The organism is Mycobacterium leprae TN, assembly GCF_000195855.1.
GTDB classification, from domain to species: Bacteria; Actinomycetota; Actinomycetes; order Mycobacteriales; family Mycobacteriaceae; genus Mycobacterium; species Mycobacterium leprae.
Window position 1 is genome coordinate 1679111 of the sequence record NC_002677.1, and the last position, 13055, is coordinate 1692165.

General features: G+C 59.2%; 7 protein-coding genes and 1 pseudogene. 7 read left to right on the forward strand and 1 reads right to left on the reverse strand.

Annotation, left to right across the window (positions count from 1 at the left end; all coding sequences use genetic code 11):
• Positions 1-103 precede the first annotated feature (103 nt).
• From ML_RS07075 to pheT, 3 genes are all read left to right on the forward strand, one after another.
• A complete protein-coding gene (locus ML_RS07075; RefSeq protein ID WP_010908317.1) occupies positions 104-1078 on the forward strand; it encodes an adenylate cyclase in 975 nt (324 codons plus the stop codon).
• Positions 1079-1926: 848 nt separating this feature from the next.
• On the forward strand, positions 1927-2979 hold the full coding sequence (gene pheS, locus ML_RS07080) for a phenylalanine--tRNA ligase subunit alpha (protein WP_010908318.1): 1053 nt from the start codon (positions 1927-1929) through the stop codon (positions 2977-2979).
• The gene (gene pheT / locus ML_RS07085; protein WP_041322770.1) at positions 2979-5486 is read left to right on the forward strand and encodes a phenylalanine--tRNA ligase subunit beta; all 2508 of its coding nucleotides are present in this window, start codon (positions 2979-2981) and stop codon (positions 5484-5486) included. Before pheS ends, pheT begins: the two co-directional genes overlap by 1 nt.
• Before the next feature lie 1658 nt (positions 5487-7144).
• Here the strand turns inward: pheT and ML_RS07090 are convergent.
• Positions 7145-8349 (reverse strand): annotated as a pseudogene (locus ML_RS07090) (transposase).
• Positions 8350-8561: 212 nt separating this feature from the next.
• Between ML_RS07090 and argC the strand changes: the two are divergent.
• The 4 genes from argC to ML_RS07110 are packed head-to-tail and all read left to right on the forward strand — an operon-like array spanning position 8562 to position 12993.
• Positions 8562-9605, forward strand: coding sequence for an N-acetyl-gamma-glutamyl-phosphate reductase (gene argC / locus ML_RS07095; RefSeq protein WP_010908320.1), 1044 nt, complete (start codon positions 8562-8564; stop codon positions 9603-9605).
• On the forward strand, positions 9602-10825 hold the full coding sequence (gene argJ / locus ML_RS07100) for a bifunctional glutamate N-acetyltransferase/amino-acid acetyltransferase ArgJ (RefSeq protein ID WP_010908321.1): 1224 nt from the start codon (positions 9602-9604) through the stop codon (positions 10823-10825). The genes argC and argJ overlap by 4 nt, the downstream gene beginning before the upstream one ends.
• An 8-nt stretch (positions 10826-10833) precedes the next feature.
• The gene (gene argB, locus ML_RS07105) at positions 10834-11727 is read left to right on the forward strand and encodes an acetylglutamate kinase (protein ID WP_041323854.1); all 894 of its coding nucleotides are present in this window, start codon (positions 10834-10836) and stop codon (positions 11725-11727) included.
• A 51-nt stretch (positions 11728-11778) separates the two neighbouring features.
• Positions 11779-12993 carry an acetylornithine transaminase gene (locus tag ML_RS07110; RefSeq protein ID WP_010908323.1) on the forward strand — a complete coding sequence of 405 codons (1215 nt, stop codon included), beginning with the start codon at positions 11779-11781 and terminating at the stop codon, positions 12991-12993.
• Positions 12994-13055: the final 62 nt, after the last annotated feature.

A 13055-nucleotide genomic window follows, 5' to 3' on the forward strand; every position in this document is an offset into this window, starting at 1 on the left:
TACATTTCCAGCACCTGATAATATTAGGGGATTTATCGATTGTTCACAATGGTAGCGCAACGGTATGATCAGGTCTTTATTGTGCATTGTGACATAAACGTCATTGCCCCCGTCCGCAAAATCTACCTACCCTGGCCAAGTGGAAGGCGCTCCTCACGATGGGACCCCGTCCGCGCCTCAGGAACCGGACGAGGACACGGTCACCGTGCCGGCGCCGGCCTTGATACGACGTTCTTCGGTGTCGATGCCCAACGCCGCACAGTGGCTACATACCACAAACCGCAGCCCCCGGCTAGTGGCGATGGTCCGGCGGGCACGACGACTGTTGCCTGGCGATCCTGACTTTGGTGATCCTCTGTCCACCGCGGGTGAGGGTGGCCCACGTGCCGCGGCACGAGCTGCCGACCGGTTGCTAGGGGATCGCGGTGCGGCGTCGCGTGAGGTGAGTCTGAGTGTGCTACAGGTGTGGCAGGCATTGACCGAGGCCATTGCCCGACGGCCGGTCAATCCGGAGGTGACGCTGGTATTCACCGACCTGGTTGGCTTCTCCGGGTGGTCATTGCAAGCTGGTGACGAAGCGACCCTGGCACTGCTGCGACAGGTAGCGCGCGCTGTTGAGTCACCGTTGCTCGATGCCGGTGGGCATATCGTCAAGCGAATGGGGGACGGGATCATGGCAGTGTTTCGCGATCCGTCAGTCGCCGTACAGGCCGTACTGGCTGCCACGGAAGCGATGAAATCAGTCGAGGTAGGAGGCTACACACCGCGAATCCGTGTCGGAATACACACTGGCCGGCCACAACGACTGGCCGCGGACTGGCTTGGTGTTGACGTCAATATCGCCGCGCGCGTTATGGAGCGCGCGACAAAAGGTGGCATCATGATCTCTGGCCCTACCCTGGACCTGATACCACAAAGTGACCTGAAAGAGCTAGGCATTATTACTAGGCGCGTCCGAAAACCCATGTTCACCAGCAAATTCACCGGTATTCCCCCGGACATGGTGATTTATCGCATCAAGGCTCGTAGGGAGTTGACAGCTTCAGATGAAACAGCTCAAACAAATTCCCTGACATAGTGGATGTCGATGATTTATAGCATCTAGTTTCGGTGCTCTGGGTCGGTTCACCGTTGGGTACACGACAATTCTGGCCACGGTCAGCTTCGCAATCTTGACGCCGGGTCCCCACGTGCAGGAATGGATCATTGCGCGCTCCAGCACCAATCTGCACAACCGTGTCCCACGGACACCTGGGGACTTTGTTGACCAGCACGTTTGTCATCGATCCCGGTTCGCCGTATTTCTAGATACCCTAATCCTGACGGTCTGCTGGCGCCCGCTGAACTGCATTTGCGCACCATCCAGCTTTATGGTGACGTTTTTGGTCAACCCTGTCTGCACGACGTTAGTGGTGGTCGCTGCTCTTGCGGCGGCGGTCAAGTTAGGTTGACTGTCAGTGTCGATCACCCAGGCCAATAACATCGGGATCGAGCTATGGTGCCCTCGGTGCGCTAGCAGCAGTGATTTGGCGGTGGTGGCGGTCCGGTTCCGTCGACCGATCCGCTGAACACCTGTGCGGTGTCTTATGCTGGCGACGTCCTCGAGGTTAGGATTCGTGGTGTTGGCCCATCACTGGGAGTCCAATGGCTGCTGGGCTGGCATTTGGTGTGCTGGGCGCTGTACTGGCCCACTGGTTAGTCCGGCTGATCGCAGCGCGTCACTTGATTGCCGGCGGACACGTTGACCGGTCCTCAGCCGGTGGTCACTGTCTGACCTTGCGGTCGGCGTTTGTCGGTCCCGCCGTTATGATCGGCACTTGCGTCAGGCCGATGCAGCGGACTGAAGAGAAGCCGCGCAAGTCCAGCCCAATTCAGCGCCGATGCGGGCAGTCCGACCAGCTTCGTCAGCAAGGAGAGTGTCGCCGCGTGGGTGATCAACCCGTTGATCTGTCGATGTTGTCGTCGGAAGCACTGGCCAAGGCAGTTAACACCGCCCGCCAAGCCATCGCACTTGCCGTCAATCTCGACGCGTTGGCGCTCATCAAGGCCGAGCACCTCGGTGACCGCTCGCCGCTGGCGCTCGCACGACAAGCGCTTGCTAGCCTGCCCAAGATTGACCGGGCCGCCGTCGGCAAGCAGGTCAACACGGCCCGCAGCGAGGTCCAGCGTGACTACGACGAACGACTGGCGACGTTGCAAGCCGAGCGCGACGCGGCCGTGCTGGTCACCGAACGTATCGATGTCACTCTGCCTTCAACAAGGCAGCCGACCGGAGCACGGCACCCGATAACGATATTGGCCGAGCATATCGCCGATACCTTCATTGCGATGGGATGGGAACTGGTCGACGGACCCGAAGTCGAGACTGAGCAGTTTAACTTTGACGCTCTTAACTTTCCTGCCGACCACCCCGCACGCAGTGAACAGGACACCTTTTATATTGCGCCGGACGGTTCACGGCAGCTACTGCGAACCCATACTTCACCAGTGCAGGTGCGGACTTTGCTCGAGCGTGAGCTGCCGGTCTACGTCATCTCGATCGGTCGAGCCTTCCGCACCGACGAAGTCGATGCCACCCACACGCCCGTCTTCCATCAAGTCGAAGGCCTGGCAGTGGACCGCGGTCTTTCCATGGCGCATCTGCGGGGAACGTTGGACATCTTCGCACGCGCGGAGTTCGGGCCGTCGACGCGCACCCGGATCCGGCCGCACTTCTTCCCATTCACCGAACCGTCGGCCGAGGTCGATGTATGGTTTGCGAGCAAAAAGGATGGCGCTGACTGGGTGGAATGGGGCGGTTGCGGAATGGTGCATCCAAACGTGTTGCGGGCAACAGGAATTGACCCGGATATCTACTCCGGTTTCGCATTCGGGATGGGCCTGGAACGCACCCTGCAGTTCCGCAACAGCATTCCCAACATGCGCGATATGGTCGAAGGGGACGTTCGGTTTTCGTTGCCGTTCGGGGTGGGGGCTTGATGCGCGTTCCGTATAGTTGGCTGTGCGAAGTGGTTACGGTTGGTGCACCGGATTGGGATGTTTCCGCGAGCGATCTCAAGCAGACGCTGGTACGCATCGGCCACGAGATCGAGGAGATGATCACGGTAGGCCCGGTCGATGGCCCGCTGACCGTGGGGCGGGTCACCGATATCGAAGAACTCACCGGATTCAAAAAGCCTATTCGAGCCTGTGTAGTCGATGTTGGCGACGGTCAGCAACACGAAATTATCTGTGGTGCAACAAATTTTGTCGTTGGCGATCTGGTCGTGGTAGCATTTCCCGGTACTACTCTGCCTGACGGGTTCGCCATCGCGGCGTGCGAGACCTACGGTCGTCATTCTGCTGGAATGATTTGCTCAGCGGCCGAACTCCGTTTGAGTACAGATCATTCGGGGATCCTAGTATTGCCACCTGGAACCGCCCTACCAGGTGCCGACGGTGCTGACGTACTTGGATTGGACGATGTGGTATTTCGTTTGGCGATCACTCCCGACCGCGGGTATTGCATGTCGGTGCGGGGCTTGGCCCGTGAGATCGCATGCGCCTACGACCTAGCCTTCGTTGACCCGGCCAGCGACCAAGCGGTGCCGCCGTTGCCAGTTGGGGGGCAGGCGTGGCCGGTGACGGTACAGCCCGAAACGGGAGTTCGTCGGTGCGCCCTGCGTCCGGTCACTGGGATCGACTTTGCCGCCGTGTCGCCGTGGTGGTTACAGCGCCGGCTGTTGTTATCCGGAATTCGTGCGATCTCACCGGCAGTGGATGTCACCAACTACGTGATGCTAGAACTCGGCCACCCGCTGCACGCCCACGACCGCAATCGCATTACCGGAGGCTTCACCGTACGATTCGCCCGGCCCGGCGAGACCATCGTTACTATCGACGGGATCGAGCGTCAGCTCGATCCCGTCGATGTCCTCATCGTCGATAACGTCACTACTGCGGCGATCGGCGGCGTGATGGGTGCCGCAAGCACCGAAGTGCGCTCCGATTCCACCGACGTGCTACTCGAGGCTGCGGTATGGGACCCCGCCAGGGTATCACACACCCAGCGGCGGCTGCACCTGCCTAGCGAAGCCGCCCGCCGTTATGAACGGGCAGTGGATCCTGCTATCTCGGTAGCTGCTTTAGATCGGTGTGCGATGCTGCTTGCCGATATCGCCGGGGGAACGGTTTCGGAGACCCTGACCGATTGGCGGGGCAGCCCGCCGCGAGCTGACTGGTCATTGCCGCCGATCCGGATCGCCGTCGACCTGCCAGACCGGATCGCTGGGGTGGTCTATAACCAAGGCGCAACCACCAAACGGCTGACTCAAATCGGTGCTGTGGTGGTCGACACGGTGTCCTCAGAAGGTCACACGCTCACCGTCACGCCGCCGAGTTGGCGCCCCGATCTACTGCAGCCCTCCGATCTTGTCGAGGAGGTGCTGCGCCTCGAAGGGCTAGAGGTCATCAGATCGGTCCGGCCGCTCGCACCCGCGGGCCGGGGACTCACCGCAGTGCAGAAACGCTACCGTGCAATTGGTAAGGTGCTTGCACAGTCCGGCTATGTCGAGATCTTACCGACACCGTTTTTGCCGGCTGATGTGTTCGACCTTTGGGGATTGCCGGCCGATGACCCGCGACGGACGACGACGCGAGTGCTCAACCCGCTGGAGTCCAACCGTCCCCAACTCGCCACCACACTGCTGCCGGCGCTACTGGAAGCGTTGGTAAGCAACGTATCTCGAGGCATCATCGATGTCGCTTTGTTTGCCATCGCGCAGGTGGTCGAGCCGACCGAGTGGACTGGCGGCATAGGGTCCATCCCCGTCGACCGTCGACTGACCGATGCTGAAATAGCTCTGCTGGACGCCTCCTTGCCCCGGCAGCCACAACACGTCGCCGCGGTGTTGGCTGGGTTGCGGGAACCGCGGGGTCCGTGGGGTCCTGGCCGTCTAGCCGAGGCATCCGACGCTTTTGAAGCAGTGCGTATCATCGCGCGGGTCAGTGGAGTCGACGTGTTTTTCCGGGCTGTCCAATATTTGCCGTGGCATCCGGGTCGGTGCGCTGAAGTGTTTGTTGGTGAAACGCCTATCGGCCATGCAGGGCAGCTGCATCCGGCCGTGATTGAACGCGCCGGTCTGCCGAAGGGCATCTGCGCGATCGAGCTGGACCTCGCTGCCATGCCTATCGTCGAGGGGTTGCCCGCACCTCAGGTGTCGCCGTTTCCGGCTGTGTTGCAGGACGTCAGCCTGGTGGTGTCCACGCAGGTTCCTGCTCAAGAAGTGCAGGACGCCATTCGCGATGGGGCCGGTGAATTGCTCGAAGACATTCAATTGTTCGACGTCTTCACCGGTTCGCAGATTGGCGAGGACTGCAAGTCGTTGACATTTGCACTGCGGTTTCGCGCACCTGATCGTACGCTGACCGAAGACGACGCCAGCGCGGCTCGCGATGCCGCGGTACGACACGCCGCCGAGCGTGTCGGTGCAACATTGCGCACCTAAATCGCCCTAATTGCAGGTTCGCGTCGCCCGTAAATCGGCATGATGTGCTCGGGCTAAATCCCAGCCTAAATCCGGATTTTCCTGCGCGAAGTGAGACATTTCATTATTGTCGGTCTGCCTTGATTGCCGTCGGATGATAGCCGTAGTAAGTCGAGGGGACTGGATATGCCGTTCCTGAGTGTGATGCCGAAGCAGACTGAGTCTGCGGTTCAGGGGTTGGCGGATATTTACTCAATGCTGTTCGGTGACTTCGGCCGGAGTTTTCAAGTTCTCAACACCCAAGTGACTGCGTTTCATGACGAGTTCGTAACCTTGTTGCAGCCTGGTGTGGACAGCGTATCTCAGCTCCGAAGCAGCCAATGCTGCAGCTGGGATAGCTGTGCAGGAGAGCGCCGCTGTTCACCTCGTTCAAGATACTGGATTCATTGTACTGACTGGGGAGTGGCATCGTCTGGACTCGGTCTGCTGGACAGTGCGGTTGTACAGCTCTTTTCGTCTGTCGTTGCGCTGGCTATACAGAATGCCTTAGGAGAACCTGGCCTGCTTGGGACCACCGGGTGTTGAGCTCATGCCTGATGTTAACCATCTGATGTTGGTTACGCCGGCTGTTACTATGGGATTCGCTGCGGTGCAGTGCAGTCTATGCCAGCTTGTCCAGGATGTTAGTTTCCTGATGATGGATGGGCAGGATACTGCTCCCGGCTTAGCTACAGTGCAAATCGTCGGTGCTCATTTTGTTCCGGAGGTCAGCGACGTCAAGACCGTCGCAGATGATGCTGTCGTAGTAATTAGGGTTATAGGCCGGCAGTTGTCCGCGTGCGGCACGCGTACCGGATTGTGCCTGGCAGCTCGAACGGCGAAACGACACATACCGCGCCTCCGGCAGACCATCCGACACGATGGGAATTGTCAAATCCTGTGGGTTGGGTGTTAATGTTTATGTGCAGCCAACTGATATTGATGACTCATTGAGCGAAGTGAGAAGTTCTGGCGGATGACCGTCAGCACGGAGTGGGATTGGGCCACAAATTAGCTTATCAAGGCACCAGGCGTGGTTGAGATTATGCAGGAGTGAGATTGCCCACTGGTTTTAATCGCACGCTTTTTGCACTGAGTACCAGACCAACTGGGTTGGGTCATTAACCGTGTTGTCAAATGTGGTGAAGCCACCCGATTGCTTGAATTGTGAGGGACACTACTATATCATATATATGATATATGACCAATCCTGCGATAGCAGCGATATGAAATTCACTGTGTAAGTCAAGTCGGCCCAATTCCCCTGCATCACATACGTCCCTTAGTGGTTTTCACTTTCGAACAAGATGGTATAAATTCTGTTGTCATAATACAGCAACCCCGCGTTGAAGAATAGTTTCTTCCCGTATAACGGTGTGTACTCGAATCGTTGTAATTTGGTGAGCTTCCCGAACCGGACTGTCACAGCACCCACGGTCTTGGTTTTCTATGACTTGGACCGGGTAGCAGTAATCACGGTGATGCCGGCAGCGTACAGAACGAGAACGCAAATCCGAGCAAGCCATGTCATCTTAACCCGGCTAGGCGTGGCAACAGCACGGACAGGAACCACCCCATTCTGGGGGTATCGCACACCGTTGGTTTTCAGTCAAAAGACTGTCAATCGAGTGGACTGGCTATTAGTTAGGAAACTTCAATCCGGTGTTGATGGTCTTGGCGATCAGTGTGATGTGGTGGGGCCGTTCGAGCAGCTTTGCTCCGCGGAAGGACAGCGCTGGTAAGGATCAGGGCGGCTGAGTACGGAGACATTGACGGCGTGCCAGTAGACCTGAGCTGCCTCGATGAGCTTGTAGGTCATGACGATTCCCGCGGCGCGAGAACCAAACCCTTTGGGGACCTTGGTCCATAAAAGCACAGTGGCGAAGGTGCTTTCAATGGGATTGGTGGTCCGTAGATGGATCCAGTGCTCGGCAGGGTATCTGTAAAATTCCAAGAACACGTCGACGTCTTCGGCGTTGTAAATATTACTTGAGCGCCACCGACGTTGCTGTATGCGCTGATTTGGACAGGGAAGCAAGGACGTTGGCCTGTTTGTGAAACCAGGACCGCTGCTCACGGGTGGCTGGAAGAACTTCGCGCATCGCATTCCAGAACCCCAACGGCCCGTCTCTGACCGTCAGTACCGGTGCGGTCATCTCAAGGCTGCGGCGATCGCGCAACAGATCAGCCCACGATTCGACCGATTTTCGAAAAACATCGGCCACAGCAACAGGTTTCTTGCGGCCACCAGTACACACTCCGAGCATCACCAACAGACAAAGGTCTCCTGTTCCAAGCGGACTTTGAGTTGGATTCCGTCGACCCAGAGACTGGGTATAGTCAGCCCTTGGAGAGATCGCTGTCGACGAATGCCTGGGCTTAGGCTTGCCATTGGTTGGTGAGGTGAATGATCGGGGCCGCCCACAACCCCGCTCCCGTACCCACGAACTGCTTCAGCTCTGGGGCGAAATCTCCCGTGGACAACCCATGCAAGATCACAGTGGCAGCACTTCCCTGATCTGCAGTGACTTACGGCACCAGACCGGCAGGATCGCCTAGGAAAACCGCTAAGATCAACGATTTCGGGGTCAACATGTTTGTCGTCGACCCACGGGCGCGGTCATGATCACCGCACCGGCAACAGTCAATATGGTATGTTCGTTCCAGTAGCCGTTGCGCACCACCAAACCTATGTCCGTCCTCGGCGTAGGCATCGATATAAGCCTCAGGCTACTGCTGTCAACGCCGCCGCCAGCATTTGGCGCACCAGTTCATCCAACAGCGACCTAGCCACACACGCACAGCCCGTATTAGATTCGGCAACTTCCTGAGCTACCGTGAGCATGGGAGTGCCTTACCGCCAGCGTTAGCCCGACTGGACTTGGTCAAAGCCTGCTTACGGATCACCCGGGAAGGTATTCTACTCTAACTTCCGACCATCCACAGTTTTCGATCATTGTGATCCGATATCACGCCGAGTCACCAGTAAGTCAGAGCTATTTTCACTGAAGAAGAATGGATTTGCGAAATAATGCATAATTATTCATTATCTGCAAGATGTCCTACGCGATAAGAGTGGCGGTTGTCGGTGCCAGCGGTTACGCGGGCGGCGAGATTCTTCGGTTGCTACTTGGGCATCCGGCGTACGCCGACGATCGGCTGACGATCGGCACGCTGACCGCCGCGGCCAGTTCGGGTGACACGCTCGGCGAGCACCATCCGCACTTGACGCCGCTGGCTCATCGAGTACTCGAATCTACTGAGTTGACCGTGCTAGCTGGCCACGACGTGGTTTTTCTTGGCTTGCCACACGGACATTCGGCAGCGCTGGCCGAACGACTGGGTCCAGAAACACTGATCATCGACTGCGGTGCGGACTTCCGACTCACCGACGCCGGTGCCTGGGGGCGGTTCTACGAATCCCCGTATGCCGGCAGCTGGCCGTACGGGTTGCCAGAGCTGCCCGGCGGTCGGGAGCGGTTACAAAAGGCACGCCGCATCGCGGTTCCCGGTTGCTACCCGACGGCCATCCTACTAGCCTTGCTACCCGCGATGGCGGAGGGCCTTATCGAACCCGCCGTGACGGTGTTCGCGGTGAGCGGTATTTCCGGAGCCGGTCGAGCAGCCAAGACCAAGTTGCTCGGCTCAGAGGTCATCGGTTCGGCAAGAGCCTATAACATTGGCGGTACCCACCGACACACCGCCGAGATCATACAGGGGCTGCGGGTGGTGACCGATCGTGCTGTCACAGTGTCCTTCACCCCAGTGCTCATCCCTACTTCCCGCGGCATCCTAGCTGCCTGCACTGCGCGCACCTCCTCATCGCTCTCGAAGCTGCGCACCGCCTACGAAAAAGCATACCAAGTAGAGCCTTTCGTCTACCTGATGCCGGAGGGACAGTTGCCTTTCACCGGCGCAGTGATCGGCAGCAACGCGGCGCATATCGCTGTTGCGGTGGACGAAGCTGCTGAGACGTTCATCGCGATCTCGGCGATCGACAATCTCGTCAAGGGCACCGCTGGCGCCGCTGTGCAGTCGATGAACTTAGCGCTGGGTTGGCCGGAAGCAGAGGGCCTTTCAGTGGTTGGGGTGGCACCGTGACCAAAATAGTCGAAATAGTCAATGAGACGCGGCTGCTGCGCGCACAGGGCGTCACCGCCCCTGCGGGCTTTCAGGCCGCCGGTATCACTGCTGGAATCAAGGTATCGGGGGCCCCGGACCTTGCCCTGGTTTTCAACGAAGGGCCCGACTATGCGGCCGCTGGAGTATTCACCCGCAACAAGGTCAAGGCTGCTCCGGTGCTGTGGACACAGCGGGTGCTGAGCACCGGTCAGCTACGTGCGGTGATTCTCAATTCCGGTGGCGCTAACGCCTGCACCGGACCTGCGGGCTTTCAGGACGCCCACACCACCGCGGAGGCGGTCGCCGCAGCATTGTCGGATTGGGGAACTGAAACCGGGGCGATCGAGGTTGCCGTCTGCTCCACTGGGCTGATCGGTGACCGGCTGCCGATGGACAAAGTACTCGCCGGTGTCCGTGCGATCGTGCACAAGATGGCTGGTGGGGTGACCGGAGGTGACGACGCCGCCCACGCCATCATGACCACCGACACTGTGCCCAAGCAAGTTGCGCTGCACAATCGCAACAAGTGGACGGTTGGCGGAATGGCCAAAGGCGCGGGCATGTTGGCGCCGTCGCTGGCCACCATGTTGTGTGTGCTCACCACCGATGCGGTCGTCGAGCCGGCGGCACTTGATCAGGCGCTGCGCCGCGCCACTGCTCATACATTTGACCGACTCGACATTGATGGCTGCTGTTCCACCAACGACACTGTGCTTCTGCTGGCATCCGGCGCCAGCGGGATCACTCCGCCGCAGGCAGATCTCGACGACGCCGTACGGCATGCCTGTGACGACTTGTGCGCACAGTTACAAGCCGACGCCGAGGGCGTTACTAAGCGTGTCACCGTGACCGTCATCGGTGCTGCTAGCGACGACGACGCGCTGGTCGCTGCTCGGATGATCGCCCGCGACAACCTGGTCAAGACCGCGGTATTCGGGTCGGACCCCAACTGGGGACGGGTGCTCGCTGCCGTCGGCATGGCACCGGTCGCACTTGACCCTGACCGACTCTGCATGTCGTTCAACGGTGCTGCTGTGTGTATAGATGGAGTCGGTACTCCGTGCGCACGCGACGTGGACCTCTCAACGGCTGATATCGATATAACCGTCGACCTACGCATTGGCGACTCCGCTGCCACTATCCGGACCACTGACCTATCGCACACCTATGTCGAAGAGAATTCGGCCTACAGTTCGTGACTGTGCTGATGAACCGCACCGGCGACGACGAAACATTGTCGACTCAAGTCAAGGCGGAGGTCTTGGCTGAAGCCCTGCCCTGGCTGAAGCAGTTGCACGGCAAGGTTGTTGTGGTTAAATACAGCGGCAATGCCATGACCGACGATATGCTGCGGCGCGCGTTCGCTGCTGACATGGCGTTTCTGCGCAATTGCGGTATTCATCCGGTCGTTGTGCACGGCGGCGGACCACAGATCACCGCCATGCTGCGCCGGCTTGGCATTGCAGATGACTTCAAGGGCGGCTTTCGGGTCACCACACCGGAAGTGCTCGATGTCGCGCGAATGGTGTTGTTCGGGCAGGTGGGCCGTGAACTAGTCAACCTGATCAATGCACACGGGCCCTACGCGGTCGGCATTACTGGCGAGGATGCACAACTTTTCACCGCCGGTCGGCGCAGCGCCACTGTCGACGGCATGGCGACCGACATCGGCCTGGTTGGAGATGTCGATCAGGTCAACATTGCCGCGGTGCTCGACCTGATTTCTGCCCACCGTATCCCAGTGGTGTCGACGCTTGCGCCGGATCGCGACGGCGTGGTGCACAACATCAACGCCGACACCGCTGCAGCTGCGCTGGCCGAAACCTTGGGAGCCGAAAAATTGTTGATGCTCACCAATGTCGAGGGTTTGTACACCCGCTGGCCAGAACGGGATTCCCTGGTAAACGAAATCGATTCTGCTGCACTGGCGCAATTGCTACCTACGTTGGAAGCGGGCATGATTCCCAAGGTTGAAGCGTGTCTGCGAGCCGTCACTGGCGGCGTGCCCAGCGCACACGTCATCGACGGGCGAGTCAAACACTGTGTGTTGGTGGAGTTGTTAACCAACGAGGGCACCGGCACCAAGGTGGTGAGCGCATGACGCGCGCCGGTGATGATGCAGTAGAGAAGCGATAGGGATAAGCGGGCACCCATGACCCCGACACAAACCAACACTGCGACTATGCAGCAGCGCTGGGAAACCGTGATGATGAACAATTATGGCACCCCACCGATCGTGCTAGCCAGCGGTAACGGCGCCGTAGTCACCGACGTAGACAGCAATACCTATCTGGATTTGCTCGGCGGCATCGCGGTCAACGTTCTTGGCCACCGCCATCCCGCGGTTATCGAAGCCGTCACACATCAGATAACCACCCTGGGCCACACATCCAACCTATATGCCACTGAACCAAGTATCACACTCGCCGAAGAATTGGTCGCCCTACTGGGTGCTGACACACAGACACGGGTGTTCTTCTGCAACTCTGGTACTGAAGCCAACGAGCTGGCGTTCAAACTGTCTCGGCTCACGGGCCGTACGAAACTGGTTGCTGCGCAAGCAGCTTTCCACGGCCGGACGATGGGTTCGCTGGCATTGACTGGTCAGCCCGCCAAGCAGGCGGCGTTTGAGCCATTGCCCGGCCACGTCACGCATGTGCCCTACGGTCAAGTCGATGCCCTAGCCGCCGCGGTCGACAACGACACCGCCGCGGTGTTCCTGGAGCCGATCATGGGGGAAAGTGGTGTCATCGTCCCGCCTGAGGGCTACCTTGCTGCTGCCCGGGATATAACGACACGGCACGGCGCCTTGCTGGTAATCGACGAAGTGCAGACCGGAATAGGCCGTACCGGTGCCTTTTTCGCTCACCAACACGACAGCATCACCCCGGACGTGGTGACCCTGGCCAAGGGCCTCGGCGGCGGACTGCCGATCGGGGCGTTCCTGGCCACCGGGCCAGCGGCGGAGTTGTTGACGCTGGGGCTGCACGGCAGCACCTTCGGCGGCAACCCGGTCTGCACCGCGGCGGCACTTGCGGTGCTGCGAGTATTGGCGACCCAGGGCCTGGTCCGGCGTGCCGAGGTGTTGGGCGATTCGATGCGCATCGGCATCGAATCTCTCAGTCACCCGCTGATCGACCAGGTGCGCGGCCGCGGCTTGCTATTGGGCATCGTGTTGACCGCGCCTCGAGCCAAAGATATCGAGAAGGCCGCGCGTGACGCTGGGTTTTTGGTTAACGCCACAGCACCGGAGGTCATCCGGTTGGCCCCGCCGTTGATCATCACCGAATCCCAGATCGACAGCTTCATCACTGCCTTGCCAGGCATTCTGGATGCCTCCATAGCTGAGCTGGGAAAAAAGGCATGACAGCGCCGGTGACGATGCAGAGAGAAACGATGTGGGGGGCGCTTCCCGCTTGCGGGGAAGAG

Excerpts from the sequence above, each read along its gene's own strand:
- argC (WP_010908320.1), top strand. The coding sequence starts at position 8,562 with ATGTCCTACGCGATAAGAGTGGCGGTTGTCGGTGCCAGCGGTTACGCG.
- argB (WP_041323854.1), top strand. The coding sequence starts at position 10,834 with ATGAACCGCACCGGCGACGACGAAACATTGTCGACTCAAGTCAAGGCG.
- pheT (WP_041322770.1), top strand. The coding sequence starts at position 2,979 with ATGCGCGTTCCGTATAGTTGGCTGTGCGAAGTGGTTACGGTTGGTGCA.
- ML_RS07110 (WP_010908323.1), top strand. The coding sequence starts at position 11,779 with ATGACCCCGACACAAACCAACACTGCGACTATGCAGCAGCGCTGGGAA.